The 24,897-nt window shown below is 70.1% G+C and carries 26 protein-coding genes; 10 read left to right on the top strand and 16 right to left on the bottom strand.

Going from position 1 to position 24,897, the window contains the following annotated elements; translation table 11 throughout:
- Positions 1-67: 67 nt before the first annotated feature.
- Positions 68-916 (bottom strand): menaquinone biosynthetic enzyme MqnA/MqnD family protein, encoded by an 849-nt coding sequence (locus ACFT4A_RS08980; RefSeq protein ID WP_376386880.1) that lies wholly within the window; start codon positions 914-916, stop codon positions 68-70.
- 320 nt (positions 917-1,236) lie between these two features.
- Between ACFT4A_RS08980 and ACFT4A_RS08975 the strand changes: the two genes are divergently transcribed.
- From ACFT4A_RS08975 to ACFT4A_RS08965, 3 genes are all read left to right on the top strand, one after another.
- The gene (locus ACFT4A_RS08975) at positions 1,237-1,440 is read left to right on the top strand and encodes a cold-shock protein (RefSeq protein WP_003992177.1); all 204 of its coding nucleotides are present in this window, start codon (positions 1,237-1,239) and stop codon (positions 1,438-1,440) included.
- Positions 1,441-1,626: 186 nt separating this feature from the next.
- Positions 1,627-1,887, top strand: coding sequence for a hypothetical protein (locus ACFT4A_RS08970; protein WP_382827311.1), 261 nt, complete (start codon positions 1,627-1,629; stop codon positions 1,885-1,887).
- 366 nt (positions 1,888-2,253) lie between these two features.
- On the top strand, positions 2,254-2,916 hold the full coding sequence (locus ACFT4A_RS08965; protein ID WP_382827309.1) for a class I SAM-dependent methyltransferase: 663 nt from the start codon (positions 2,254-2,256) through the stop codon (positions 2,914-2,916).
- Here the strand turns inward: ACFT4A_RS08965 and kstD are convergent.
- The 4 genes from kstD to ACFT4A_RS08945 all read right to left on the bottom strand — a co-directional run bounded on the left by kstD (position 2,913) and on the right by ACFT4A_RS08945 (position 9,479).
- A complete protein-coding gene (kstD, locus tag ACFT4A_RS08960; RefSeq protein ID WP_382827307.1) occupies positions 2,913-4,697 on the bottom strand; it encodes a 3-oxosteroid 1-dehydrogenase in 1,785 nt (594 codons plus the stop codon). The two genes, ACFT4A_RS08965 and kstD, sit on opposite strands and share 4 nt — an antisense overlap.
- Before the next feature lie 93 nt (positions 4,698-4,790).
- Positions 4,791-5,912: a sugar ABC transporter substrate-binding protein gene (locus tag ACFT4A_RS08955; protein WP_382827306.1), complete on the bottom strand. Its 1,122-nt coding sequence runs from the start codon at positions 5,910-5,912 to the stop codon at positions 4,791-4,793.
- 122 nt (positions 5,913-6,034) lie between these two features.
- Entirely contained in the window at positions 6,035-7,957 is a 1,923-nt protein-coding gene (locus tag ACFT4A_RS08950; RefSeq protein ID WP_382827304.1) for an AMP-dependent synthetase/ligase, read from the bottom strand.
- A 232-nt stretch (positions 7,958-8,189) separates the two neighbouring features.
- Complete coding sequence (locus tag ACFT4A_RS08945; RefSeq protein WP_382827302.1) at positions 8,190-9,479, bottom strand: acetyl-CoA C-acetyltransferase; 1,290 nt, start codon at positions 9,477-9,479, stop codon at positions 8,190-8,192.
- Positions 9,480-9,574: 95 nt separating this feature from the next.
- On the opposite strand from ACFT4A_RS08945, the gene ACFT4A_RS08940 reads away from it, so the two are divergent.
- Positions 9,575-10,882 (top strand): 3-oxoacyl-ACP reductase, encoded by a 1,308-nt coding sequence (locus ACFT4A_RS08940; protein ID WP_382827300.1) that lies wholly within the window; start codon positions 9,575-9,577, stop codon positions 10,880-10,882.
- A complete protein-coding gene (locus ACFT4A_RS08935; RefSeq protein ID WP_382827297.1) occupies positions 10,882-11,736 on the top strand; it encodes a MaoC family dehydratase in 855 nt (284 codons plus the stop codon). Before ACFT4A_RS08940 ends, ACFT4A_RS08935 begins: the two co-directional genes overlap by 1 nt.
- Here ACFT4A_RS08935 and ACFT4A_RS08930 read toward each other — a convergent pair.
- The 3 genes from ACFT4A_RS08930 to ACFT4A_RS08920 form a co-directional block, all read right to left on the bottom strand.
- Positions 11,724-12,392, bottom strand: a complete 669-nt coding sequence (locus ACFT4A_RS08930; protein ID WP_382827295.1) for a TetR/AcrR family transcriptional regulator — start codon at positions 12,390-12,392, stop codon at positions 11,724-11,726. The genes ACFT4A_RS08935 and ACFT4A_RS08930 overlap by 13 nt on opposite strands.
- 77 nt (positions 12,393-12,469) lie before the next feature.
- Positions 12,470-13,783: a dicarboxylate/amino acid:cation symporter gene (locus tag ACFT4A_RS08925; protein ID WP_382827293.1), complete on the bottom strand. Its 1,314-nt coding sequence runs from the start codon at positions 13,781-13,783 to the stop codon at positions 12,470-12,472.
- A 329-nt stretch (positions 13,784-14,112) separates the two neighbouring features.
- The gene (locus ACFT4A_RS08920) at positions 14,113-14,412 is read right to left on the bottom strand and encodes a DUF4229 domain-containing protein (protein WP_382827292.1); all 300 of its coding nucleotides are present in this window, start codon (positions 14,410-14,412) and stop codon (positions 14,113-14,115) included.
- A gap of 262 nt (positions 14,413-14,674) precedes the next feature.
- On the opposite strand from ACFT4A_RS08920, the gene ACFT4A_RS08915 reads away from it, so the two are divergent.
- The gene (locus tag ACFT4A_RS08915; RefSeq protein WP_382827706.1) at positions 14,675-16,303 is read left to right on the top strand and encodes an IS200/IS605 family accessory protein TnpB-related protein; all 1,629 of its coding nucleotides are present in this window, start codon (positions 14,675-14,677) and stop codon (positions 16,301-16,303) included.
- A 6-nt stretch (positions 16,304-16,309) separates the two neighbouring features.
- Here the strand turns inward: ACFT4A_RS08915 and ACFT4A_RS08910 are convergent, their stop codons facing one another.
- From ACFT4A_RS08910 to ACFT4A_RS08895, 4 genes are all read right to left on the bottom strand, one after another.
- Complete coding sequence (locus ACFT4A_RS08910) at positions 16,310-16,834, bottom strand: GNAT family N-acetyltransferase (protein WP_382827290.1); 525 nt, start codon at positions 16,832-16,834, stop codon at positions 16,310-16,312.
- Between the two features lie 49 nt (positions 16,835-16,883).
- On the bottom strand, positions 16,884-18,047 hold the full coding sequence (gene mqnE / locus ACFT4A_RS08905; RefSeq protein ID WP_382827287.1) for an aminofutalosine synthase MqnE: 1,164 nt from the start codon (positions 18,045-18,047) through the stop codon (positions 16,884-16,886).
- Between the two features lie 45 nt (positions 18,048-18,092).
- Positions 18,093-18,548 (bottom strand): Lrp/AsnC family transcriptional regulator, encoded by a 456-nt coding sequence (locus ACFT4A_RS08900; protein WP_382827285.1) that lies wholly within the window; start codon positions 18,546-18,548, stop codon positions 18,093-18,095.
- Positions 18,549-18,622: 74 nt separating this feature from the next.
- Complete coding sequence (locus ACFT4A_RS08895; protein WP_382827284.1) at positions 18,623-19,315, bottom strand: UbiX family flavin prenyltransferase; 693 nt, start codon at positions 19,313-19,315, stop codon at positions 18,623-18,625.
- Positions 19,316-19,406: 91 nt separating this feature from the next.
- Here ACFT4A_RS08895 and ACFT4A_RS08890 point away from each other — a divergent pair, with 91 nt between their 5' ends.
- Entirely contained in the window at positions 19,407-20,012 is a 606-nt protein-coding gene (locus ACFT4A_RS08890; protein ID WP_382827282.1) for a rhomboid family intramembrane serine protease, read from the top strand.
- Here ACFT4A_RS08890 and mqnP read toward each other — a convergent pair.
- Positions 20,002-20,904 carry a menaquinone biosynthesis prenyltransferase MqnP gene (gene mqnP / locus ACFT4A_RS08885; protein WP_382827280.1) on the bottom strand — a complete coding sequence of 301 codons (903 nt, stop codon included), beginning with the start codon at positions 20,902-20,904 and terminating at the stop codon, positions 20,002-20,004. The two genes, ACFT4A_RS08890 and mqnP, sit on opposite strands and share 11 nt — an antisense overlap.
- Positions 20,901-22,352, bottom strand: coding sequence for a menaquinone biosynthesis decarboxylase (locus tag ACFT4A_RS08880; protein WP_382827279.1), 1,452 nt, complete (start codon positions 22,350-22,352; stop codon positions 20,901-20,903). The genes mqnP and ACFT4A_RS08880 overlap by 4 nt, the downstream gene beginning before the upstream one ends.
- 67 nt (positions 22,353-22,419) lie before the next feature.
- On the opposite strand from ACFT4A_RS08880, the gene ACFT4A_RS08875 reads away from it, so the two are divergent.
- From ACFT4A_RS08875 to ACFT4A_RS08865, 3 genes are all read left to right on the top strand, one after another.
- Positions 22,420-22,752, top strand: coding sequence for a PLD nuclease N-terminal domain-containing protein (locus tag ACFT4A_RS08875; RefSeq protein WP_382827277.1), 333 nt, complete (start codon positions 22,420-22,422; stop codon positions 22,750-22,752).
- A 134-nt stretch (positions 22,753-22,886) separates the two neighbouring features.
- On the top strand, positions 22,887-23,492 hold the full coding sequence (locus tag ACFT4A_RS08870) for a DUF6232 family protein (RefSeq protein WP_382827275.1): 606 nt from the start codon (positions 22,887-22,889) through the stop codon (positions 23,490-23,492).
- A complete protein-coding gene (locus tag ACFT4A_RS08865; RefSeq protein WP_382827273.1) occupies positions 23,489-23,833 on the top strand; it encodes a hypothetical protein in 345 nt (114 codons plus the stop codon). The genes ACFT4A_RS08870 and ACFT4A_RS08865 overlap by 4 nt, the downstream gene beginning before the upstream one ends.
- Before the next feature lies 1 nt (position 23,834).
- On the opposite strand, the gene ACFT4A_RS08860 is transcribed toward ACFT4A_RS08865, so the two are convergent.
- Both ACFT4A_RS08860 and ACFT4A_RS08855 read right to left on the bottom strand, forming a co-directional pair.
- A complete protein-coding gene (locus tag ACFT4A_RS08860) occupies positions 23,835-23,948 on the bottom strand; it encodes a DUF397 domain-containing protein (protein WP_365088774.1) in 114 nt (37 codons plus the stop codon).
- A complete protein-coding gene (locus ACFT4A_RS08855) occupies positions 23,896-24,852 on the bottom strand; it encodes a Scr1 family TA system antitoxin-like transcriptional regulator (RefSeq protein ID WP_382827271.1) in 957 nt (318 codons plus the stop codon). Before ACFT4A_RS08855 ends, ACFT4A_RS08860 begins: the two co-directional genes overlap by 53 nt.
- Positions 24,853-24,897: the final 45 nt, after the last annotated feature.

The raw sequence follows: 24,897 nt of genomic DNA, 5'->3' as shown, positions 1-24,897 counted from the left end.
TCCGGAAGCCCGGGTGGGCCCCCGTCCGCCTGCACTCCCAGCAGGGTAGTGCGCGAGGAGCGCCCGCTCACGGCTGCAGCAGGTCCACCTTCACGTCCGCCGGGAACCCGGTCGTCGGGCCGACGCGCCGGGCGAACTCGGCGACCGCCTCCAGCTGCGGGCCGCCGAAGCGGAAGTCGAGCGTCGTGAAGTACTGGGCGAGGGTCTCCTCGTCGAAGTCCTCCCAGCGGGCGGCCTGCTCGGCGACCTTGCCGACCTCCTCCAGGGAGAGGTTGCGGGAGGCGAGGAAGGCCTCGTGCACCTTGCGCGTGAGGACCGGCTCACGCTCCAGGTAGTCGCGGCGCGCCGCCCAGACCGCGAAGACGAACGGCAGGCCCGTCCACTCCTTCCACAGCGCGCCCAGGTCGTGCACGTCCAGGCCGAAGCGCGGCCCGTCGAGCATGTTCGCGCGCAGCGCCGCGTCGCCGATGAGGACGGCGGCGTCGGCCTCCTGCATCATCAGACTCAGGTCGGGCGGGCACGTGTAGTAGTCCGGCCGTACGCCGTAGCGCTCGCCGAGGAGCAGCTGGGCGAGGCGGACGGAGGTGCGGGAGGTCGAGCCGAGGGCGACGCGGGCGCCGTCCAGCCGGTCCAGGGGGACCTGCGAGACGATCACGCACGACATCACCGGGCCGTCGCAGCCGACGGCGATGTCGGGGAAGGCGACCAGTTGGTCCGCGTGCTTGAGGAACTCGACCAGGGTGATCGGGGCGATGTCGAGTTCGCCCTGCACCAGCTTCTCGCTGAGCTTCTCCGGGGTGTCCTTCGTCAGCTCGAAGTCGAGGAGCGTGCCCGTTCTGGCGAGCCCCCAGTAGAGGGGCAGGCAGTTCAGGAACTGGATGTGGCCGACGCGCGGCCGGGTGCGAGGATTGTCCACATCGTGAGGCTAGCCCTCTCGGCCCAGTGGCCGGCGTCCGGCCCCGCCGTGGGTTCGTGACCGGCCGCGGAGGCCCTCTGAGCCAGTCGGCGGCGGGATGTTCAAACATTCGGGTGACGTGATCTTGACCCCTATTGCATTCCGGGGCCTGCGTGCTAGGCTCATCGCAAGTTGCAGTTTGGTTTCCCTTGCAGTACAGAGCCTGCGGAGCATGTGACCGCGGGCTCTCGTCATTCTCAGACGTATGCAGTTGTGCAGAATTCATCTTCACACTTGCTGGTTCTGGAGCAGGGCAACCCTTTTGGGCCCAAGGAGGGCTTATGGCTACCGGAACCGTGAAGTGGTTCAACGCCGAAAAGGGCTTTGGTTTCATCGCCCAGGAGGGCGGCGGCCCCGACGTCTTCGTCCACTACTCCGCGATCAACGCGAGCGGCTTCCGCTCCCTCGAGGAGAACCAGCAGGTGTCTTTCGACGTCACGCAGGGCCCGAAGGGTCCGCAGGCTGAGAACGTCACGCCGGTCTGATCAGTAGTACCCAAGGAGCCCCGCGCCGTCAGGCGTCGGGGCTCCTGCCTTTTCCCGTCCTCTTCCGGTTCTGCCCTTCCCGGAGAGGTCGATGAATTTCCGGCGAATTCTGCGGGACGCTCCGCTGGGGTGGGGCCGGCCCGGGGGTCCGGCCGGCTCGGGCAGCGGCCGGGAGAAGATGTCCTGATGCAGGGACATGAAGAGAACGGCAATCAGGAAGAAAGCGGAACTCCCGCACCCAACCATCTGGCGACCGGCCTGTCACTCGGCCTGTCGCTCGGCGCGGCCCTCGGGCTGGCCCTCGGCATGACCGTCTTCGACAACATCGGGCTGGGGCTCGCGCTGGGCCTGGGCCTGGGCACGGCGATCGGAGCGGGGGCGGGGGCCGGAGCGGCGAGGGCAGCCGCGGACCAGGCCGAAGGCCGGGGAGACGAACCGACCAGCTAGACGCATGGCCCCGGGGGGAGCCTGGGGGCGAGGGGCCAGGGCCCGAGCAGTCCCGGCAAGGCCGGAACGCGCAAGCAGACAGGCGGGCCGCACGGGCCCTGAGCAGGGGCCAGAGGGACGGGCCGCCGGGGGCGAACAGGCGTGCGCGCCCCGCCGGGGCGACCAGACACGCAGAGACCAGCGGATCCAACGGCCAGGCGATCCGCGCGGCCCCGGGCACTCACGCCGAGGCCAGAGGGCCGACAGACAAGCAAGCCTCACCGCCCTGCGCAAACACGCCAAGGCCGGCGCGTATGCGCCAGGCCGAAGGGACCGACAGGCAAACCCCGGGCAGGCCCACGAGCCCTCGCAGTAGGGTCTCGGGCCATGACCGACGCCGACTTCGTGAGCGAGACCCGTACCTTTTACGACACCGTGGCCGAGGAATACGCCGTCCACTTCCCCGGTCTGCACGGGACCACGCCCCTGGACCGGGGGCTGCTGGTCGGTTTCGCGGAGTTGGTGGGGGTGGGGGGCGAGGTCGCGGATCTGGGGTGTGGGCCCGGGCGGGTGACGGCGTTTCTGGCGGGCCGGGGGCTGTCGATGTCCGGCCTCGATCTGTCGGAGTCGATGCTCGCGATCGCCCGCCGCGAGAACCCCGGCCTGCGGTTCGAGCAGGGTTCGATGCTGGAGCTGGACCTGCCCGACGGCTCGCTCGACGGGGTCGTGTCCTGGTACTCGACCATCCACACCCCCCTGGACCACCTGCCGGACGTCTTCGCCGAGTTCCACCGCGTCCTGCGGCCCGGCGGGCATCTGCTGCTCGGCTTCCAGGCCGGGGACGAGCCCCGCCGCCGTTACGAGGAGGCCTTCGGACACAAGGTGGCGCTGGACTTCCGGCGGCGCCGGCCGGAGCAGATGATCCCCCTGCTCGAAGCCGCCGGATTCGCCCTGCGCTCCCGGACCGTACGCGAGGCCGACGAGGAACTCGGCGAGCCGGTTCCCCAGGCGTGCCTCGTGGCCAGCAAGCCGCCGGAGCCCACCGTCTAGAGCACGCCCGCGATGTCCCTCGCCGCGATGTACCCGAACGTCATCGCCGGGCCGATGGTCGACCCCGCGCCCGCGTAGCTGCGGCCCATCACCGCCGCGCTCGCGTTGCCGGCGGCGTAGAGGCCCGGGATGACCGAGCCGTCCTCCCGCAGGACCCGGGCCCGGGCGTCCGTCAGCAGGCCGCCCTTGGTGCCGAGGTCGCCGGGGACGATGCGGAAGGCGTGGTACGGGGGCAGCCACAGGGGGGCCAGGCAGGAGTTCGGGAGGACGGACGGGTCCGTGTAGTAGTGGTCGTAGGCGCTGTCGCCGCGGTGGAAGTCGGGGTCCTCACCCCGCCGTGCCTGGGAGTTGAAGCGGTCGACGGTCGTGCGCAGGGCCGCCGCCGGGACGCCGATCGAGGCCGCGAGGGCGTCCAGGCTCCAGGCCTTGTGGGCGGCGCCCGAGTCGTACCAGGCGTCGGGGAGGGGCAGGGCCGGCAGGACGTCCTTGAAGAGGTAGCGGTTGCGGTAGTTCTGGTCGGTGATCAGCCAGGCCGGGATGGCCTCGCGTGCGTCGTACATGGTGTGGACGACGTCGCTGTAGGGGGCGGCCTCGTTGACGAAGCGCCGGCCGGACCCGTCGACCAGGAGACCGCCGGGGAGGGTGCGTTCGGCGAGGCAGAAGTACGGCTGGCCCGGGACCGGGATCGCCGGGCCCCACCAGGCGTCGTCCATCAGGTCGAGGGCGGCCCCGAGCCGCTCCCCCGCCAGGATGCCGTCGCCGGTGTTCTCCTTGGCGCCGACGGTCCAGTCCGTGCCGATGGGCTGGCGCTGGAAGCGTGCGCGCATCGCCGCGTTGTGCTCGAAGCCGCCGGAGCCGACGATCACGCCCCGGCGGGCGCGGACCAGGCCGGGGGTGCCGTCGCGGGTGACGACCGCTCCGGTGACCTTGCCGTTCTCTACGTGCAGGTCGGTCAGGGGCGTGTTCAGCCACACCGGCACCCCGGCCGACCGCAGTCCCGCACGCAGCCCGGCCGCCAGCGACTGGCCCATGGTCAGGGGCTTCTCGCCGCGCAGCGCCGCCGCCGTACCCCGGGCCAGGCACTGGGCCGCCACGGCCGCTCCCTTGGCGTTCACCGCGGCCAGGGTGACCCACTTGTAGTCGGCACTGAAGACGACCATCCCGGCGGGCACGCCCATGTACGGCGGGTTCAGCCGGGCCAGCTCGGGGCCCAGGATCCGGCCGTCCAGCTGGTCGGGCTCGATGGAGCGGCCGTTCGGCAGACCGCCGGGCAGCTCCGGGTAGTAGTCGCTGTAGCCCTCCATCCAGCGGAAGCGCAGGGGGCTGTGGGCCATGACGGAGGAGATCATGGCCGGGCCGTGGGCGAGGAAGGCGCGCTGCCGGTCGGCGGGGATGTCGGGGCCGACGACGGCGGCGAGGTAGGCGGCGGCCTTCGCGGGGGTGTCCGGGACGCCGGCCGCCAGGAGGACCGGATTGTTGGGGATCCAGATCCCGGCGCCGGAGCGGGCGGCCGAGCCGCCGAAGGTCGGGGCCTTCTCCAGGACGACGCAGCTCAGCCCCTGCCCGGCGGCGGTCAGCGCGGCGGTCATCCCGGCCGCGCCGGAGCCGACGACGACGACGTCGTACGTGCCGAGCGGGGGTAAGTCGGCGGCGTGGGCGCCCTGCTGCACTCCGGCGGCGACCGCGAGCCCGGCACCCGCGGCACCGGCCAGTACGCGTCTTCGGGAAGGCGCCCGGGAAGGGGAACCAGCGGGTGGTGCGGAGTTCGTGTCAGTGGTCATGACGGCTCCAGCGCGACAGACGGGGGTGGGGAATGTCGCGCGGGCACCCCGCGAAGTCAAGAGACAGACATGGACGTCAAGAGCCGGACCTGACTACTCGAGGCCGATGGCCGCGCAGTCCGCCTCCAGCTTCGGGGTGCAGATGTCCTTCACGGTGTAGACGCCGTCCGTGATCACGGTCTCCTTGATGTTGTCCTTGGTGAGGGCGACCACGGGCACCAGCATCGCGGGGACGTTCTTCGCCGTGGGGCTGTCGACCGTCTCCCGGGTCAGCGCGGCGAACTCGATCTGACGGCCCTGGACCTTGGCCACCGCGATCTTCGCGGCGTTCGTCGCCTCCAGCAGGAAGGACTTGTACACGGTCATGTACTGCTCCCCCGACACGACCCGCTGCACCGCGTCCAGGTTGGCGTCCTGCCCGGTCACCGGCGGCATCTTGGTGGCGCCCGCCTCCTCCAGTGCCTCGATGACGGCGCCCGCCATGCCGTCGTTGGCCGAGTAGACGGCCGCGATGTTGTTCAGCCCGACGGTCCGGATCGCCTTCTCCATGTTCGCCTTGGCGATGGAGGGCTTCCACTCCTTGGTGTCGTACTGCTCGACGATGTCCACCTGGCCCTGGAGCTCGCTCAGCGCGCCGTCCTTGAACCGGGCCGTGTTCGGGTCGCCGGGGTCGCCGTTCATCATGACGACCTTGTCGTTCTGGGACTTCTCGCCGAGTTCGCCCATGATGGCGCGGGCCTGCACCTGCCCGACGAGTTCGTTGTCGTGGGAGACGTAGGCGTCGATCGGGCCCTCGGCGAGCCGGTCGTAGGCGATGACCGGGATGCCGGCGTCCTTGGCCTTCTTCACGTCCGTGGCGATCGTCTTGGAGTTCAGCGCGTCCACCAGGATGACGTCGACCTTGTCGTCGATCATCTTCTGGAACTGCTCACTCTGTCTGGACACGCTCGCCTCAGCGTTGGCGTACCGCACCTTGCCCTTGTTCTCCGTGAGGGACGCGACCTCGTCCCTGATCAGGGGGTAGTCGAACCTCTCGAAGCGTGCCGTGTCCCGGTCGGGCAGCAGCAGGCCCACGGTGATGTCGTTGCCCTTCTGCACGGCGGTGTCGTCACTCCCGTCGTCGCCGCACGCGGTGAGGGACAGGGCCGATACGGAGACCGCCAGGGCTATGGCGGCAGGGCGCACAGCGGTCCGACGGGTGTTACGCGCTTTCACTGGTGGTGCCTTCCGTGGGGGGAGCATCGCGACGGGATTGCTCGAAAGCCAAGGGGAGACGGCGTGCGGCGTCAAGAAAATCGTGTGAAGACATCGCAAAGGCCGCCTCACACCCGGCCGCCTCAGCGGGCGTACAGCCCCTCGACCTCCTCGGTGAACGCGCGCAGTACCGCCTGGCGGCGGAGCTTCATCGAGGGGGTCAGATGGCCCGCTTCCTCGGTGAAGTCCTCGGGGAGGATGGCGAAGGCGCGGATGGATTCGGGGCGGGAGACCATCTTGTTGGCCTCGTCGACGGCGCGTTGGAGGACGGCGCGCAGATCCTCGTCGTCGACGAGCAGTTTGGCCGGTACGGGGTGTTTGCCGTTCATGTGGCGCCAGTGGGTGATGCCGTCCGGGTCGAGGGTGATCAGGGCCGAGACGAAGGGGCGGCCGTCGCCCAGGACGAGGCACTGGGAGATCAGCGGGTGGGAGCGCAGCCAGTTCTCCAGCGGGGCCGGGGCGACGCTCTTGCCGCCCGCGGTGATCAGCAGTTCCTTCTTGCGGCCGGTGATCGTGAGGTAGCCCTCGTCGTCCAGTTCGCCGAGGTCGCCGGTGGCGAGCCAGCCGTCGGGGGCGGCGGGGACGACGCCGCCGGCCTGGGGGTCCCAGTAGCCGCGCAGCACATGGTCGCCGGCGAGGAGGATCTCGCCGTCGGCGGCGATCCGGACGCGGGTGCCGGGCAGCGGCCAGCCGACCGTGCCCAGGCGGGGCTTGAGGGGCGGGGTGACGGTCGAGGCGCCGGTGGTCTCGGTCAGGCCGTAGCCCTCGAAGATCTCGATGCCGGCTCCGGCGTAGAACGCGGCGAGGCGGCGGCCGAGCGGTGAGCCACCGCAGATCGCGTAGCGGACCCGGCCGCCCATGGCGTTGCGGATGCGGCGGAAGACCAGGGGGTCGTAGAAGACCCGGGCGGTCTTCAGGGCTCGGGAGGGGCCAGGGCCGGTGCCCGTCTGCCGGTCCTCCACCGCCTCGCCGTAGCGCTGCGCCACCGACACCGCGCGGTCGAAGGAGGTCACCCGGCCGGCCGCCTCGGCCTTGGCGCGGGCCGAGTTGAAGACCTTCTCCAGCATGTACGGGATGGCCAGCAGACAGGTCGGCCGGAAGCTCGCCAGGTCCGGCAGCAGGTGGTCCGCCTTGATGCTCGGCGCGTGGCCCAGCCGTACCCGGGCGCGGATGCAGGCGATCGCGACCATGCGCCCGAAGACGTGGGACATCGGCAGGAACAGCAGGACCGAGGCCTCCTCGCTGGTCTTCGTCTTGAAGACGGGGTAGAGGAGCTCGATGGCGTTGTCGACCTCGGCGAAGAAGTTGCCGTGGGTGAGGGCGCAGCCCTTGGGGCGGCCGGTGGTGCCCGAGGTGTAGACGAGGGTGGCGAGCGTGTCGGGGCCCAGCATGCCGCGCCGCACCTCCACCTCCTGGTCGGAGAGGTGCGCCCCGGCTTCCGCGAGCCGGTCCACGTGGCCCTTCTCGACGATCCACAGGTGCTGGAGGTCCGGCAGGCGTTCGCGCTCCGGACCGAGGGCGGCGGCCTGTCCGGCGGTCTCGGTGAGCAGGGCGACCGCGCCCGAGTCCTGGAGGATCCAGCGGGCCTGGAAGACGGAGGAGGTGGGGTAGACGGGGACGGTGACCAGCCCGGCCGACCAGGCCGCGAAGTCCAGGACCGTCCACTCGTAGATCGTGCGGGCCATCACCGCGACCCGGTCGCCCGGCATCAGGCCCTCGGCGATCAGCCCCTTCGCCACGGCGAGCACCTGGGCGGCGAACTCGGCGGCCGTGACGTCGCTCCAGCGCCCCTCGGCGTCCCTGCGGCTGAGCGCCACGGCATCCGGCTCCGCCCTCGCGTTGTCGAACGGCAGGTCGGCGAGCGACCCGTGCGTCCACGGCGGCGCCAGCGGCGGTACGGCTGCCTCCCGCACCACCCCGTCCAGCCGCCGTGTCTCGGGTTCGACCAGGACCGGCCGTCCGTACACGTCGTCGCCGTAGGCGGAGGAGGGATACGCAGTGGACACGGGCGGCTCCTGGGGCGTGCAGCGGTGAACTGCTTGCTGCATGGACGTACGTGCCTCGCACGCCGAGGCGCTCAACCGGCTGAACCCGCAGAAAGGGGTTACTGCCGGTAGGAACGGGATCGTACGGCCCTCACGTGGCGGGTTTGTGCGGGTTCGGGGATGGTCCGGAGCCGGGCCTGTGCAATCTCGGGGATTACGTGAGGGACCTTCAGTTTTGGTACGTCCCCTGCCTTCACGCCCGCTCCAGAATCGCCGTCACCCCCTGCCCGCCCGCCGCGCACACCGAGATCAGTCCGCGTGCGGGCGCGTCCCGTTCGGCGAGGAGCTTGGCCAGCGTGGCCACGATCCGGGCGCCGGTGGCGGCGAAGGGGTGCCCGGTGGCGAGGGACGAGCCGGCGACGTTCAGCCGGTCGCGGTCGACGGTGCCGAGACCCCGCTTCTCCCAGGCGGCGAGGGTCGCCAGCACCTGGGAGGCGAACGCCTCGTGGATCTCGATCAGTTCGAAATCGGCCAGATCCAGCCCGGCCCGCTCCAGCATGCGTGGGACCGCGTACGCCGGTGCCATGAGCAGGCCGTCCTCGCCGCCCGCCACATCGCCGTCCACGAAGTCCACGGCGGCCGTCTCGTACGCGGTCAGATACGCCAGCGGTGTCAGCCCGCGCTCCCGGGCCCACTCCTCGCTCGCCAGCAGGACGGTCGCCGCGCCGTCCGTCAGCGGGGTCGAGTTCCCCGCCGTCATGGTCGGGTCGGGGTGGTCCAGGCCGAACACCGGCTTCAGGGCGGCCAGTTTCTCCACGGTCGAGCCGGGGCGCAGGTTCTGGTCGCGGGCGAGGCCCCGGAAGGGGATCACCAGGTCCTGGAAGAAGCCGCGTTCGTACGCCGCCGCCAGCCTTTGATGGCTCGCCGCGGCCAGTTCGTCCTGTGCCGCGCGGCCGATGCCCCAGGCCCGGGCGGTGACGGCGGCGTGTTCGCCCATGGACAGGCCGGTGCGGGGCTCGGCGTTGCGCGGGATGTCGGGGACGAGATGGGAGGGGCGCACCTTCGCCAGGGCCTTGAGGCGGGCGCCCGCCGTTTTCGCCCGCCGGGCCTCCAGCAGGATGCGGCGCAGGCGGTCGTTGACGCCGAGGGGCGCGTCGCTGGCCGTGTCGGCGCCGCCCGCGACCGCCGACTCCGTCTGGCCGAGGGCGATCTTGTTGGCGGCGGCGATGACGGCCTGGAGTCCGGTGCCGCAGGCCTGCTGGATGTCGTAGGCCGGGGTGCGCGGGTGCAGTGCCGAGCCGAGGACGGTCTCGCGGGCGAGGTTGAAGTCGCGGCTGTGCTTGAGGACGGCTCCGGCGACGAACTCGCCCACCGCGCCGGGTTCCTGGAGGCCGTACCGCTCGACGAGGCCGTCGAGGGCGGCGGTGAGCATCTGCTGGTTCGAGGCGGTGGCGTAGGGGCCGTCCGAGCGGGCGAACGGGATGCGCGCTCCGCCGACGATCGCCACGCGCCGTACCGACGGCGACAGTTGCTGGGGGCTCATCTCGACCTGCTCCTCGCCCGTGACGTAGCATTACCTCCGGTAACCTTACTCCAGAGTAAGGAAGAGCGAGTATCCTCCGGCAGCTGGGAGTTGGAATGGCCGACCGCTATCTGCGCTTCACCGGTACCGCGCCCGGCCGTCTCCTCACCCGCCGCCTCGGCCTGCCCCAGCCCGCGGCGCTGACCCGCTGGTCCGCCGAGCGCCCGGCCCTGGACGGCGGCCTGCGTCACCTCACCGCCGGCCGGTCCGGTCTCGACCTCGCGCCGGTCCTCGCCCGTACGGGCATCGCCCCGGCCGGCTCCGACCGGGCGGCCGCCGTCGTCCTGGACGCGAGCGGGGTGCGGGACGTCGAGGGGCTGGCCGAGGTGCACGCGGCGCTGCATCCTGTCGTACGGTCGGTCACCCCGAGCGGGCGCGTGGTCCTGCTCGGCGCGCCGCTCGACCCCGCCGACCATCACCAGGCCGCCGCCCAGCAGGCCCTGGAGGGCTTCACACGCTCCCTCGGCAAGGAGATCGGCCGGGGCAGGACGGTGAACCTGGTCCGGCTCACGGACGCGTCCGCCGCGGAGTCCACGCTCCGTTTCCTGCTGTCGCCCAAGTCGGCGTATGTCAGCGGGCAGGTGATCGAGGTGGGGGCCGGCGAGGAGCCTGAGGTCCCTGTCGACCGGGACCGCCCCCTGACCGGCCGGACCGCCCTGGTCACCGGTGCCGCGCGCGGGATCGGTGAGGCGGTCGCCGAGACGCTCGCCCGGGACGGCGCCCGGGTCGTCGTCCTCGATGTGCCCGGGGCCGAACAGGACGCCCGGCGCGTCGCCGACCGGCTCGGCGGCAGTGCCCTGCTCCTCGACATCACGGCCGCCGACGCGGGCGCGCGGATCGCCGAGGCGCTGCCTGACGGCCTCGACCTGCTGATCCACAACGCGGGCATCACCCGTGACCGGCGGCTGGTGAACATGCCGGCCGAGCGCTGGATCCCGGTGCTGGAGGTGAACCTGGCGAGCGTGCTGCGCACGACGGACGCGCTGCTGAAGGCCGGGGCGCTGCGGCCGGGCGGCCGGATCGTGGCGACCGCCTCGATCGCGGGCCTCGCCGGCAACGCGGGACAGACCAACTACGGGGCGAGCAAGGCAGGCATCGTCGGCCTGGTCCGCTCCCTCGCGCCGCGCGCGCTCGCGGAGCACGGGGTGACGGTCAACGCGGTCGCGCCGGGTTTCATCGAGACGAAGATGACGGCCGCCGTCCCGCTGTTCATCCGTGAGGCGGGCCGCCGCATGAACTCCCTCGCCCAGGGCGGTCTTCCGGTCGATGTCGCCGAGACCACGGCCTGGCTCGCGCATCCGGGCTCGGGCGCGGTCAACGGCCAGGTCGTGCGCGTCTGCGGCCAGAGCCTGCTGGGGGCGTGATGACCGAAGCCCCCGCTCTCGTCCTCACCGGGCCACCTTCCCTGGCCCCGCTCCTGGCCCGCGGCGCCCTGCTCTCCCCCTTCAAACGGCCCGCCCCCGACGCGGAGTTCCCCCGCACCCGGCTCGTCCTGCCCGGCCTGCGGGTCGACCTCGCCCGGCTGGCGGCGTACGAGCGGGTCTGCGGGTTCCCGACCGGGGAGGACGCGCTGCCGCTGATGTATCCGCATGTGCTCGGATTCCCCTTGGCCATGCGGCTGATGAGCGGCCGGGACTTCCCGCTGCCGCTGCTGGGCCTGGTCCACACGTCGGTCAACGTCACCCGGCACCGGGGGATGCCGGCCACCGGCGCGTACGAACTCGCCGTGCGGGTCGACGGACTGGCACCGCACCGGCGCGGCACGGAGGCCACGGTCGTCACCGAGGTGCGCGAAGGCGGGGACGTCGTCTGGGAGTCGAGCAGCACCTACCTCGCCCGGCACCGCACGCGACGGCCCGCCGAGGCTCCCGGGCCTACGGAGGAGGTCCGCAAGCCCCTGCCCGCCGTCACCGAGTGGCGGCTCGCCGAGGACATCGGGCGCCGCTACGCCGCCGCCTCCGGGGACCGCAACCCGATCCACCTCCACCCCCTCACCGCCCGCCTCTTCGGCTTCCCCCGCGCCCTCGCCCACGGCATGTGGACCGTCGCCCGCTGCCTCGCCGCCCACGGCACACCGGACACCTGCCAGGTGCGCGCGGCGTTCAAGGCACCGGTCCTGCTGCCGGGGACGGTGACGTACGCGGCGGAGAACGGCCGCTTCGAACTGCGGGACGGGGACGAGCGGGTGCATGTGGCGGGGGATGTCTACCCGGCCTGAGTGCCCTTCTGCTCCTCCTCCGGAGGTGCCCAGGGCTGCCCCGCCATGAGGTCGCCCAGGCCCGCCCACGCGAAGTTCATCATCGTGGCCGCGGCCTGGCGGGCCGTGACGCCCGGGGTGGCGTTGGCCCAGGCGGCGAGGGACTCGGCGGCGCCGACCAAGGCCTCGGCGAGGCCGGCGACCTCGCGTTCCGGGAGGTCGGGGTCGTGGTGGGCCTCACGGGCACCGGTGAGGATGAGCTGCGTCACGAACGCGACGATCTCCTCGCGCATCGCGGTGACCTCGGCGGCGAACGGCTCGCCGTGCGTGCGGGCCTGGAGGTGCAGGACCGACCAGGCGTCGGGGTTGCGCGCGGTGTGCGCGAAGAACGCCCCGAGCCCTTCCCAGAGTTGCCGGTCGGAGGGCAGATCGGGCCGGACCCCGGCCCGCACCGCCTCGACGAGTGCCTTGGCCTCGCGGCGGATGCAGGCGGTGAAGAGGTCTTCCTTGGATTTCAGGTACAGATAGACCAACGGCTTGGACACGCCCGCGAGTTCGGCTATCTCGTCCATCGACGCGGCCATGTAGCCGCGTTGGCCGAAGATCCGCACGGCGGCGTCCAGCATCTGCTGTTCGCGGACCGCACGCGGCATCCGCTTGGTCTTCACGGCACCCATACGGCTTAGCGTACGGTCCCCCCGGCCTGCCCTCGGTCGTGAACCGAAGCGGACCGGCCAGGGGGGACGTCAGTCCGTCACACCGCGGCGGGCACCTGCTCGCGCTCCGCGTCCCGCGGCTCGTCCCACGGGTCGTCCAGGGAGGAGCCGTCCGCCGTGGCGTAGGCCTCGCGGTCGAGCAGGTTCTCCCGGGCGGAGACCAGGACCGGGATGAGGGCCTGGCCGGCGACGTTGGTCGCGGTGCGGATCATGTCGAGGATCGGGTCGATCGCGAGGAGCAGACCGACACCCTCCATCGGCAGGCCGAGGGTGGAGAGGGTCAGGGTCAGCATGACCGTCGCGCCGGTCAGTCCGGCCGTGGCGGCGGAGCCGACCACCGAGACGAACGCGATCAGCAGGTAGTCGCCGACACCCAGCTGGATGTCGAAGATCTGGGCGACGAAGATCGCGGCGATCGCGGGGTAGATCGCGGCGCAGCCGTCCATCTTGGTCGTGGCGCCGAACGGCACCGCGAACGACGCGTACTCCTTCGGCACGCCGAGCCGCTCGGTGACCTTCTGCGTCAGCGGCATGGTGCCCACGGAGGAGCGGGAGACGAAGGCCAGCTGGATCGCGGGCCAGGCGCCCTTGAAGAACTGGATCGGGTTGGCCTTGGCGACGGTCGCGAGCAGCGCCGGGTAGACGCCGAACAGCACGATCGCGCAGCCGACGTAGATGTCGACGGTGAACGTCGCGTACTTGCCGATCAGGTCCCAGCCGTACGTGGCGATGGCGTGGCCGATGAGGCCGACCGTGCCGATCGGGGCGAGCCGGATGACCCACCACAGCGCCTTCTGGAGCAGTTCCAGGACGGACTCGCTCAGATTGAGGATCGGCTGGGCCTTCTCGCCGAGCTGGAGCGCGGCGATACCGGCGACGGCGGCCATGAAGACGATCTGCAGGACGTTCAGCTCGGTGAACGGCGTGATCACGTCGGTCGGCACGATGCCGGTCAGGAAGTCGATCCACGAGCCGGTCTCGTCGGGCTTCGCGCCGTCCTTGGGCGTGAGGCCGGTACCGGCGCCCGGGTTGGTGACCAGGCCGATGACCAGGCCGATGCTCACCGCGATCAGCGAGGTGACCATGAACCACAGAAGGGTGCGCGAGGCCAGGCGGGCCGCGTTGTTGACCTTCCGCAGGTTGGTGATCGAGACGAGGATCGCGAAGAAGACGAGCGGCGCGACGGCGAGCTTCAGCAGGCCGATGAACGTGTCGCCGACCTTCTCCAGGGTCGTGGTCAGCCAGGACAGGTCCTGGTCGCGGGCGAGCCAGCCGAGCAGCACGCCCAGGACGAGGCCGACGATGATCTGAGCCCAGAAGGGCACCTTGAAGGATTTCGTGTATGAGGACACGGACTGACTCCGTTGGGGGGACGCGTTGGGGGGAGCTGACGTGGGAGACGACGGGGGTTGGCGTTACGTCAGAGACGACAGTTAGCGGACGCGCACCGACAGAGATCCACGTGCAGTCGCGCGACAAGTGCGAGCCTCCGGGGCATGACGCTCCGGGGCTGAAGAGGCACGACTGCTGAGTTCATAACAGCGACACCTTAACACCTGAACTTTGAGGACCCCAAAGCCTCGCTTTGACAGGCAGAAACGCGCAGGCACCCATACAAGGCAAAGCGCCCCGTTTCCGAGCATGTACGGAAACGGGGCGCTGCGCGCGAGTGTGAGGAAGCTTACGAGGCCTGGCCCTGCGCCCGGCTCGTGTCGTCGGCCGAGTCCTCCTGGCTGCGACTGGCCTCCATGTTGGCCTTCATACGGTCGACCCGGTGCACGATCTGCACGGAGGCGCGGTCCCGCTCCTTGCGCAGCACGACGAAGCTGATCGGCGCGGAGAGCAGCAGGGCGAGCGTCACGATCCACAGGCCGTTGCTGTCGCCGAGGCCGCGCGGGGCGAGGCCGGAGTAGACGAGGCCCCAGACGACCACGAGGCAGCCCACGAAGATTCCGAGGCGCATCAGTGTGTAGCGGAGCATCTCAATCCACTCTTCCGATTCCAAAAAGGGCCAGGTTCAGTGAAGCACGCCGGGCGGCCGATCTTTCAGGGGGGGTGTGAGCTGCTGTCGGGTGACAGCGCTTGAGTGAGTCCTTGGTGCGCACGAGTGAGGGTTCGGCTGCTTACGAGGGGTCTCGCGTCGGGAACGGGAGTTCTTGCTTCGAATAAGTGACCCTTCCCGGTGGTGGTCGTTGGGTGTGACGGCGGGATGTCTTCGGGCCTGGGAGGGGAAGATGGTGGCGGTGGGTGGACTGCGGGACGTGGCCGCCCCGTTCGTCGCGCTCGGCCCGTCCGGTGTGGCGGTGCGTGACCGCCTCAAGCACCTCACGGCCGAGGACGAGAAGGTGCTCAGGCTGGTGGGCGCTCACCTGGGATCGCTCGCGTCAAAGGACCTCAAGGCCCGCTGCGCCGACGGGCTTGGACACTCCGCCGACACCTGGGCGGCGCGCAAGCGGGAGCTGACAGCCCTGTCGTCCTCACGGTGGGCCGGGTCGATCACGAAGGCCACCCATGACCAGTGGGCGCTGACCCGGCGCGGGCAGGCAGCGCATGTGCAGTTACTCGAGACCGGTATCGCCACGATCAGGCACCGCCTGTCGCTCCCGGTCGGAGAGAAGGGCACCAAACACGCTCCGGGCGGCTACCGCTGCGCCCGCGAATGGTTCAGCAAGACGCGGCGCCTGCATGTCCTCGAAGACCGGCTGAACACGGTCCGCGCCGACCGTGACAACGGCGTCGTACACGTGGCGCGGGGCGGCAAGCGCCTGCTCGCCACCCGCCACCACCTCGACGCGGCGCGCCTCACCGAGGCCCAGTGGCGCCACCGCTGGGAGGCCGGGCGCTGGTTTCTCGCCGCTGACAGGGAGTCCGGCAAGAGGTTCGGGAACGAGACGATCCGCATCACGCCCGACGGCGAGGTGTCGATCAGGCTCCCGGCGCCGCTCGCCTCTCTGGCCAACGCCCGGCACGGCCGGTACGTACTCGCCGCGCAGGTGCGCTTCCCTCACCGGGGACAGGAGTGGGCCGACCGTGTCGAGGCCAACCGGGCGGTGGCCTACCGCATCCACCACGACGTGCAGCGCGGGCGCTGGTACGTGACGGCCTCCTGGCAGATCCCACCCTCCCAGACCGTGCCGATCGAAGCCGCCCTCGCCCACGGCGTGATCGGTGTCGACACCAACGCCGACCACCTGGCCGCATGGCGCCTCGATACCCACGGCAACCCGGTCGGCCGGCCCCGCCGCTTCGGCTACGACCTGTCCGGTAGCACCAACCATCGTGACGCCCAGGTGCGGCACGCCCTGTCGGGGCTGCTGAACTGGGCGAAGTCCTGCGGTGTCACAGCCATCGCGGTCGAGGATCTCGACTTCCAGGCTGAGAAGACCAGAGAGAAGCACGGCCGCCGACGCCGTTTCCGGCAGCTCGTCTCGGGCATGCCCACCGGCAAACTGCGTGTCCGGCTGACCTCGATGGCCGACCAGACCGGCATCAGCATCATCGCCGTCGACCCGGCCTACACCTCGAAGTGGGGCGCCCAGCACTGGCAGAAACCACTGTCCACCCCCTCCCGTAAGACCAGCCGACACGATGCCGCGAGCATCGCGATCGGAAGGCGCGCCCAAGGGCATCCGATCCGGCGACGGACGACACCGCCCCGTGCACACCAGAGCGATGTGCACGGGCATCGGACCGTCCAGGCCCGACCGGACACCCTCGGGCGTGAGGGACCCCGCCCCCGCATTCCCGGACCACGGACACGATCCGTGCCGCCGGACGCGGCGAGTACGCGGGCGACCAGGACATCCACAACCGTTCGGGATGTCCGCAGCGACCAGGAATGGGTACAACACTCACTCCTGCTCACTGACTAGGAACGGTCAGTTCAGCGGCAGGAGCATGATCACGTCGTCCCGGTCGTCGCCCGGCGCCACCCGGATGGCGCCCGGGATCCGGCCGACCTCCTTGTAGCCGCAGGACTCGTAGAACCGCTCAAGACCGAGCCCGCCCCGGCAGGTCAGCCGTATCGCCTCGATGCCCTCGATACCCCGGGCCCCGTCCGCCGCCGCGCCCAGCAGGTCACGGCCGTACCCCTTCCCCTGGTGGCGCGGATGCACCATCACCGTGTACAGCCACAACCAGTGCGTCATCAGGTGGTGCGTGTTGAGGGTCAGGAACGCGGTCGCCGCGACCCGCCCCTCCTCGTCGTGCCCGACGAGCAGCCTGACCTTGCCCTCCGCCATCGACGCGAAGTGCTTCAGCAGCGAGGGCCGGATGTCCTCCCGCGTCACGGGCGGCACGAACCCGACGGCTCCCCCGGCGTTGGAGACGTCGGCCCACAGATCGAGAATGCCGTCACGCAGCTCGGGCGTGACGGCGGGGTCGAGCGTGAAGGTAAGGGGCATGCGGGGATTGTAGCTATTACGCCAACGCGCCCGCACGCCCCGAAACGAGTCAGACCCGCATCGGCTGAGGCGACTCCCGGCGCTCCGGGTCGGCCCCCTCGTACTCACGGATGATCTCGTACCGCGTGTTGCGCTCCACGGGACGGAAACCGGCGTCCCGGATCAGGTCGAGCAGGTCCTCACGCGTCAGCTTGTTCGGCGTGCCGAAGTTGTCCGCGTCATGCGTGATCTTGTACTCGACGACGGACCCGTCCATGTCGTCGGCACCGTGCTGCAACGCCAACTGCGCGGTCTGCACCCCGTGCATCACCCAGAAGACCTTGACGTGCGGCACGTTGTCGAACAGCAGCCGCGACACGGCGAAGGTCTTCAGCGCCTCGGCCCCCGTCGCCATCTGCGTCCGCGCCTGAAGACGGTTGCGGACCTTCCCGTCCTTCAGGTCGACGAAGTCGTGCTGGTAGCGCAGCGGGATGAAGACCTGGAAGCCGCCGGTCTCGTCCTGCAGCTCACGCAGCCGCAGCACATGATCCACACGATGCCGGGGTTCCTCGATGTGGCCGTAGAGCATGGTGGCCGGGGTCTTCAGACCCTTCTCGTGGGCGAGCCGGTGGATGCGCGACCAGTCCTCCCAGTGGGTGCGGTGGTCGACGATGTGCTGCCGGACCTCCCAGTCGAAGATCTCGGCGCCGCCGCCGGTCAGCGACTCCAGACCGGCGTCGATCAGCTCGTCCAGGATCTCGGAGGCGCTCATCCCCGAGATGGTCTCGAAGTGGTGGATCTCGGTGGCCGTGAAGGCCTTCAGCGAGACGTGCGGCAGGGCCGCCTTCAGCTCCCGCAGCGAGCGCGGGTAGTAGCGCCACGGCAGGTTCGGGTGCAGGCCGTTGACGATGTGCAGCTCGGTGAGGTTCTCCGACTCCATCGCCTTGGCGAGCTTGACGGCCTCCTCGATGCGCATCGTGTACGCGTCCTTCTCCCCCGGCTTGCGCTGGAAGGAGCAGTACGCGCAGGAGGCCGTGCACACGTTGGTCATGTTGAGGTGACGGTTGACGTTGAAGTGCACGACGTCGCCGTTCTTGCGGGTGCGCACCTCGTGCGCGAGGCCGCCGAGCCAGGCCAGGTCGTCCGACTCGTACAGCGCGATGCCGTCCTCACGGGTCAGCCGGACGCCCGCCCTGACCTTCTCCTCCAGCTCGCGCTTGAGCCCGAGATCCATGCCCACACCTTTCTACGAAGACGACCCAACCGTACGACTACTCCCCTACTCCTCTTCGGGCAGCTCCCCGACCCTGTTCTCCCACTTGGTGGAGAGCACGATGGTCGTACGCGTCCGGGAGACGCCCTCGATGCCGCTGAGCCGGCGGATCATCTTCTCCAGACCGTCGACGTCGGCCGCCCGCACCTTGAGCATGTACGAGTCGTCGCCCGCGATGAACCAGCAGTCCTCGATCTCGGAGAGGTCCTTCAGCCGCTGCGCCACGTCCTCGTGGTCGGTGGCGTCGGAGAGCGAGATGCCGATGAGGGCGGTGACGCCGAGGCCGAGCGAGGCGGCGTCGACGGTGGCCCGGTAGCCGGTGATGACACCGGCCGCCTCCAGCCGGTTGATGCGGTCGGTGACACTGGGTCCCGACAGTCCGACGAGGCGTCCCAGCTCCGCGTAGGAGGCCCGGCCGTTCTCCCTCAGGGACTGGATGAGCTGCCTGTCCACCGCGTCCATTGCGATCGAAGCCTTCCGCTGAAGTTGTCTGTGGTCCGATGAGGTTTCGGGGTCGTGCGGTTTCGGGGTCGTGCTCACTGGGAGTCGGCGCGGTGTGATCCGCCGCCGAGCTCACCTTGCCAACGGCGGTAGAGCCGGTGCGGCACGCCCGCCGCGTCGAGGACGCGTCCGGCGACGAAGTCCACCAGGTCCTGGATGTGCGTCGCGCCCGCGTAGAAGGCGGGTGAGGCCGGTACGACGCTCGCGCCCGCGTCGTCGAGGGTGACCAGGTGCCGCAGGGTCTGGCCGTTCAGCGGGGTCTCGCGTACGGCCACGACCAGGGGGCGGCCCTCCTTCAGGGTCACGCTCGCCGCCCGCTGCAGCAGGTCCTTCGACAGCCCGAGCGCGACCCCGGCCACGCTCGCCGTCGAGGCGGGCACGATGAGCATGCCCTTGGTGGGGTACGACCCCGAGGAGGGCCCGGCGGCCAGGTCGCCGGCGCTCCAGTGCCGTACGGCGTCGAGGTCGACGGCGAAGGTGTCGGGCTTGCCGTCGGCACCCCGGGACAGCCATTCCCGCAGGTCGTCCTGCCAGTGGGCGTCCCTGAAGGAGATCCCGGTCTCATCCAGCAGGGTGAGCCGCGAGGCCCGCGACACCACGAGATCGACACTCTCACCGGCCGCGAGGAGAGCCCGCAGCACGGCAGCGGCATACGGAGTGCCGGAGGCCCCGGACACCCCTACGATCCAAGGCGTACGCGGCGTCTCGCCTGGCTTGACTGGGTTCACAACACCGAGCCTATCGGGCGTCACAGGGTGGGAACCGGTGCAGGGGTGTGGGCCGTTGCATGAAGGAGATGAGCGAGCACTGGGGGTCGCCATGTCGGGTGTGGACGCCGGGCGGTCTCGCGGCGATCGGGTGATGGCCGCGGGCAAGCTGATGCTGGTCTGGGTGGCGCTGCTGTGGGTGCTGGAAGTGGTGGATGTGGCGACGGGCCACGCGCTGGACGGCTTCGGCGTCACCCCGCGCGAGCCGTCCGAGTTGATCGACGTCGTCCCCTCGGCGTTCATCCACTTCGGCTTCGCCCATCTGGCGGCCAACACGATCCCGCTGCTGGTCCTGGGCTTCCTCGCCGCGCTCAGCGGGCTACGCCGTTTCCTGCTGGTCTGCGCCCTGATCATCCTGGTCGACGGCCTGGGCGTCTGGCTCATATCCCCGCCGGACACCAACACCGCGGGAGCCTCCGGCCTGATCTTCGGCCTCTTCGGCTTCCTCCTGGTCACGGGCTTCCTGGAGCGCCGCCCCCTGGGCATCCTGACCGGCATCCTGATCGCCGCGATCTGGGGCGGCTCCATCCTGACCGGCCTCGCCCCGACCCAGTCGGGCGTGAGCTGGCAGGGTCACCTGCTCGGGCTGCTGGCGGGCGTGGCGGCGGCGTTCGCGTTCCGCCGCCGCCCTGCCGCACCGCCCGAGCTCATACGGTGAGGCCGCGCACCAGCAGATCCAGCAGCGCGCACACGAACAGGGCAATGCCGATGAAGCCGTTGACGCTGAAGAACGCCCTGTTCACGCGGGAGAGGTCGTGCGGGCGGACGATCGAGTGTTCGTACAGGAACGCGCCGGCGACGATCAGCAGGCCCAGCCAGAAGAAGGCGCCGGCGTCGGTGGCGAGGGCGTACCAGACGAAGAGGGCCGTCGTCAGGGCGTGGCAGACCCGTGCGCCCCAGACCGCCGCCGGGATGCCGAAGCGGGCCGGGACGGACATGACGCCGATCTCGCGGTCGGTCTCGACGTCCTGGCAGGCGTAGATCAGGTCGAAGCCGCCGATCCAGATGCCGACGGCGAGGCCGAGGATGACCGCGTCCCAGGACCAGGTGCCGGTGATGGCGAGCCAGCCGCCGACCGGGCCCATGGCCTGGGCGAGGCCGAGGATGGCCTGGGGGAAGTTCGTGAACCGCTTGCCATAGGGGTAGACCACCATCGGGATCACCGCGATGGGGGCCAGGGCCAGGCACAGAGGGTTGAGCAGGGCCGCCGCGCCGAGGAAGACGACCAGGGCGATGAGCGCCCCGGTCCAGGCGTGGCGTACCGACATCGCGCCGGTCACCAGTTCCCGCTTCGCCGTCCGCGGGTTACGGGCGTCGATCTCCCGGTCGATGATCCGGTTGACCGCCATGGCGAAGGTACGCAGCCCCACCATGCAGACGGTGACCAGCAGCAGCCGGCCCCAGTGGATGTTCCGGTCCACCTGGAACATCGCGGAGAGCGCGGCGATGTAGGCGAAGGGCAGCGCGAAGACCGAGTGCTCGATCATCACCAGGCGCAGGAACGCCTTCGTACGGCCCGGCTGCGGGATCGCGGCGGATGCGGAGCTCACAGGCCGTACTCCTTCCAGCGACGGTCGACCTTCGCCGCCGTCTCCGGGTCGGACTCCACCATGTCGGGCCAGCCGCCGTCGCGGGTGTAGCCCTCCTCGGGCCACTTCTTCGTCGCGTCGATACCTGCCTTGCCGCCCCAGAACTGCTGGTAGGAGGCGTGGTCGAGGTGGTCGACGGGCCCTTCGACGATGCTCAGATCCCGGGCGTAGTCCGTGTTGCCGAGGGCCCGCCAGGCGACCTCGTGCAGATCGTGGACGTCGCAGTCGGAGTCGACGACCACGATCAGCTTGGTCAGCGACATCATGTGCGCGCCCCAGATCGCGTGCATGACCTTCTGCGCGTGCTTCGGGTACTTCTTGTCGATCGAGACGATCGCGCAGTTGTGGAAGCCGCCCGCCTCCGGCAGGTGGTAGTCCACGATGTCCGGGATGATGATCTTCAGCAGCGGCAGGAAGAAGCGTTCCGTCGCACGGCCCAGCGGCCCGTCCTCCGTCGGAGGGCGACCCACCACGATCGACTGGAGCAGCGGCCGCTTCCGCATCGTCACGCAGTCGATCTTCAGCGCGGGGAAGGGCTCCTGCGGCGTGTAGAAGCCGGTGTGGTCTCCGAAGGGGCCCTCGGGCAGCATCTCGCCCGGCTCGAGCCAGCCCTCGATGACGACCTCCGCCTGCGCCGGCACCTGCAGCGGCACGGTCTTGCAGTCGACCATCTCGATCCGCTTGCCCGCGAGGAACCCGGCGAACAGGTACTCGTCGATGTCCCCGGGCAGCGGGGCCGTGGACGCGTACGTCACGGCGGGCGGACACCCGAAGGCGATCGCGACGGGCAGCCGCTCACCCCTCCTCGCCGCCACCTGGTAGTGGTTGCGGCTGTCCTTGTGGATCTGCCAGTGCATGCCGATGGTGCGCTTGTCGTGGCGCTGCAGGCGATACAGCCCGAGATTGCGGACACCGCTCTCCGGGTCCTTGGTGTGGGTGAGCCCCAGGTTGAAGAAGGAGCCGCCGTCCTTCGGCCAGGTGAACAGCGCCGGGAGCTGGTCGAGGTCGACATCGTCCCCGGTCAGGACGACTTCCTGCACCGGTCCGTCCTTGACCTTCTTCGGCGGGACGTGGGTCATCGAGCCGAGCTTCCCGAAGGCCTCGCGCACGCCGACGAACCCGTGCGGCAGCTCGGGCTTCAGCAGCCCGCCGATCCGCTCGGAGATCTCGCCGTACGACTTCAGCTCCAGCGCCTTCAGCAGCCGCCGGTCCGTGCCGAACACGTTCATCGCGAGCGGCATGCCCGACCCGCGCACGTTCTCGAAGAGCAGCGCGGGGCCGCCGGCCTTCTGCACCCGGTCGACGATCTCCCCGATCTCCAGATACGGGTCCACCTCGGCCTTGATGCGCTTGAGGTCGCCCTCGCGCTCCAGCGCCCTGAGCAGGGAGCGAAGATCGTCGTAAGCCATGCGGTCCAGTATCCCCGAGCGGCTACCCTGGCCCTGAACCGCCCACCCGCTTTCGCTGAGAGGCCGCATGCTCCGGGTACTTATGTTCCTCGTGCCGCTGGCGCTGAGCGTGTACGCGTTCATCGACTGCATCAGCACGAAGGACGACGACATCCGTCACATGCCCAAGCCGCTTTGGGCCCTCCTCGTGCTGGTCTTCCCGCTCGTCGGTTCGATCTCCTGGCTGATCGCCGGCAAGAAGCGCCGCCCGGCCGCGGAGGGCTGGTCCGGCGCCCGGGGCGGCCGCTCCCGGCAGTGGGTCGCGCCGGACGACAACCCCGACTTCCTGAAGTCCCTCGACGAGGACAAGAACCAGGACAGGGGCGTCGACCCGGACGACCCCAAGCGCGACGAGCCCTGAAGCGGCCGCCGACGTTCCCGTCGAGGCTGCGGGGCTTGTGTGAAACGGCTTGATCTCCGGAAACGCATGGTCGTCAATGGTGTTCACACGGTGACGGCAGTCACCGCGTGCTCACCGGCCTTCAGAAGGACTCCATGGAGACACAGCAGCCACCGGGGCAGTGGGACGTCCCGCCCCCGCCCGCCACTCCGCCCCGGACCATGACTGACGTCGAACTACGCGTCAGCAAGCGCCTGTTATGGGTCGGCGGAGCGGCCTACCCCCTCCAGAACATCGCCCGGGTGTACACGTTCACCCTCCATCCGAAGCGCAAGGAGGCGGTCGTCCGCTTCCTGGCCCGCACCGCGATCACCCTGGCCGTGGCGCTCGGCCTCACGATCATCGGCAGCGTGACGTTCCTCGCCAGCGAGTCCACCGGCAGCGGACTTCTCACGTTCGTCTGGCTCGGTTCGGGCGGAGCGCTGCTCTACTTCGTCGTGGACATGCTCTCCGTCCTCACGGCGCAGTCGCACTACGTCCTCGCCGTCGAGACGGCCGGCCCGTCCACCGCGATGGTGACCAGCCGGGACCCGCAGCACCTCGACCGGCTCGTGGGCTACGTCGCCGGCGCGCTGGAGAACCCCGACACCGAGTTCCAGGTGACGGTCGAGCGGCTCACGATCAGCTCGCCCACGAACTACTACTTCGGCGACAACGTCAACATGTACGGCGGCAACGGGAACGTGGGGATCGCGGCATGAGCGGCAACAACTACTACTACGGCGACAACGTCAGCATGCACGGCGGCAGCGGCAACACGGGCATCGTGAAGAACGGGGCCACCGGCGACGTGGACCCCGCCCTGCGGCTGGCCCTCGCCGAACTCCTCCAGGGGGTACGGGAGCTGCGTGAACAGCTCCCGCAGCCCAGCGCACAGCTCATCGACGAGTCCCTGCCGGTGCTGGCCGCGGACGCTGCGCCGCCGCAGGAGCGACACCGTGCGCTGATGGCTGTCGCCGCGATCGCCGCGGCCGTCGGGGCCGTGGGGCAGCCGGTGGCGGAGGCCGCGAACCGGGTCCTGCAGATGCTGAGCGGGCAGTAGGTCAGCGGACGGCCGAGAGGAACGCGGACCAGGCGGACCGGGTGACGACCAGGACCGGTCCGTCAGGGTTCTTGCTGTCGCGGACGGGGACGGTTTCGGGGAAACCGGGGGCTATTTCTATGCAGTTGCCGCCGTTGGCGTCGCTGTAGGTGCTCTTGATCCACGTCGCCGCGCTGAGTTCGGCCCTGTTCATGCTCGTACCTCTCCATCGCGTCGCTAATCAGAGCGGCGGACTCAGGAGCTGAGGGGGCGTCCGCCCTGAGCACATCATAGGTCTGGCTATGGAGTGCGAAGAGGGCCGGATCGTCGCTGAAATGTCCGCGATCCAGCGACTCCGAGTAGACCCACTCGTGCCCGTCGGGCAACTTGATCAGCGACATGGAACCGCTTGGCCGGGCCAGACCAAGGCGACCGGCAGGGGCGACTTGGATGCGGACGTTGGGCAGTCGCCCGACGCTGAGCAGGTGCGCGCACTGCTCCCTCATGAGGGCGGGACTGCCGACCACGTTGCCCAGGCAGCTTTCGTCGAGGACCACGAGGTAGAGCGGGCCGCCCTTCGCGAGGAAGCGTTGCTGCCGACTCAGTCGGGCTCGAACTCGTTCTTCCAGCTCTGTGCCGCTCACAAGGCGGGAGAACAGCGACCGTGCGTAGTCCGCTGTCTGCAACAGACCTGGGATCACCCGCTCCTGGTACTCCCGCAACGCCACAGCCACCTCATCCATCTCGGCCCGCCGCCGGAACCAATCGGGATGCTCCACCTGCGGGTACCAGTCGATCCGGCCCCACAACCGCATCAACACCCCACCCGTAGCCAGAAGTTCATCACAGCTCTTGGCGAAACCGTCCGTCGGAACCCTCGTCCCCGCCTCCACCCGAGCCACATGCGAACGGTCGCAGGGGATTCGCCCCGCCAACCCCTCCTGCGTGAGCAACGCCGCCTCGCGGAAATGCTTGAGCACCTCCCCGAACACCGCCGCCGTGCTCACCCCCGACCCCGCGCTGCCATTCCGTCGACTCACGGCTCCCCCTCCGTGACAGTGCACCACCCGCACGCCCGAAACATT

It is taken from the genome of Streptomyces sp. NPDC057099, from assembly GCF_042671245.1.
In the GTDB taxonomy this organism is placed as follows: domain Bacteria; phylum Actinomycetota; class Actinomycetes; order Streptomycetales; family Streptomycetaceae; genus Streptomyces; species Streptomyces purpurascens.
Note: the sequence above shows the minus strand (reverse complement) of the source record. Positions and strands in the feature narration are given on the sequence as shown.

Bases quoted from the DNA above. Each gene is read 5' to 3' on its own strand.
- ACFT4A_RS08975 (WP_003992177.1), top strand. From the start codon at position 1,237: ATGGCTACCGGAACCGTGAAGTGGTTCAACGCCGAAAAGGGCTTTGGT.
- ACFT4A_RS08970 (WP_382827311.1), top strand. From the start codon at position 1,627: ATGCAGGGACATGAAGAGAACGGCAATCAGGAAGAAAGCGGAACTCCC.
- ACFT4A_RS08965 (WP_382827309.1), top strand. From the start codon at position 2,254: ATGACCGACGCCGACTTCGTGAGCGAGACCCGTACCTTTTACGACACC.
- kstD (WP_382827307.1), bottom strand. From the start codon at position 4,697: ATGACCACTGACACGAACTCCGCACCACCCGCTGGTTCCCCTTCCCGG.
- ACFT4A_RS08945 (WP_382827302.1), bottom strand. From the start codon at position 9,479: ATGAGCCCCCAGCAACTGTCGCCGTCGGTACGGCGCGTGGCGATCGTC.
- ACFT4A_RS08940 (WP_382827300.1), top strand. From the start codon at position 9,575: ATGGCCGACCGCTATCTGCGCTTCACCGGTACCGCGCCCGGCCGTCTC.
- ACFT4A_RS08935 (WP_382827297.1), top strand. From the start codon at position 10,882: ATGACCGAAGCCCCCGCTCTCGTCCTCACCGGGCCACCTTCCCTGGCC.
- ACFT4A_RS08930 (WP_382827295.1), bottom strand. From the start codon at position 12,392: ATGGGTGCCGTGAAGACCAAGCGGATGCCGCGTGCGGTCCGCGAACAG.
- ACFT4A_RS08920 (WP_382827292.1), bottom strand. From the start codon at position 14,412: ATGCTCCGCTACACACTGATGCGCCTCGGAATCTTCGTGGGCTGCCTC.
- ACFT4A_RS08910 (WP_382827290.1), bottom strand. From the start codon at position 16,834: ATGCCCCTTACCTTCACGCTCGACCCCGCCGTCACGCCCGAGCTGCGT.
- mqnE (WP_382827287.1), bottom strand. From the start codon at position 18,047: ATGGATCTCGGGCTCAAGCGCGAGCTGGAGGAGAAGGTCAGGGCGGGC.
- ACFT4A_RS08900 (WP_382827285.1), bottom strand. From the start codon at position 18,548: ATGGACGCGGTGGACAGGCAGCTCATCCAGTCCCTGAGGGAGAACGGC.
- ACFT4A_RS08890 (WP_382827282.1), top strand. From the start codon at position 19,407: ATGTCGGGTGTGGACGCCGGGCGGTCTCGCGGCGATCGGGTGATGGCC.
- ACFT4A_RS08880 (WP_382827279.1), bottom strand. From the start codon at position 22,352: ATGGCTTACGACGATCTTCGCTCCCTGCTCAGGGCGCTGGAGCGCGAG.
- ACFT4A_RS08875 (WP_382827277.1), top strand. From the start codon at position 22,420: ATGCTCCGGGTACTTATGTTCCTCGTGCCGCTGGCGCTGAGCGTGTAC.
- ACFT4A_RS08870 (WP_382827275.1), top strand. From the start codon at position 22,887: ATGGAGACACAGCAGCCACCGGGGCAGTGGGACGTCCCGCCCCCGCCC.
- ACFT4A_RS08865 (WP_382827273.1), top strand. From the start codon at position 23,489: ATGAGCGGCAACAACTACTACTACGGCGACAACGTCAGCATGCACGGC.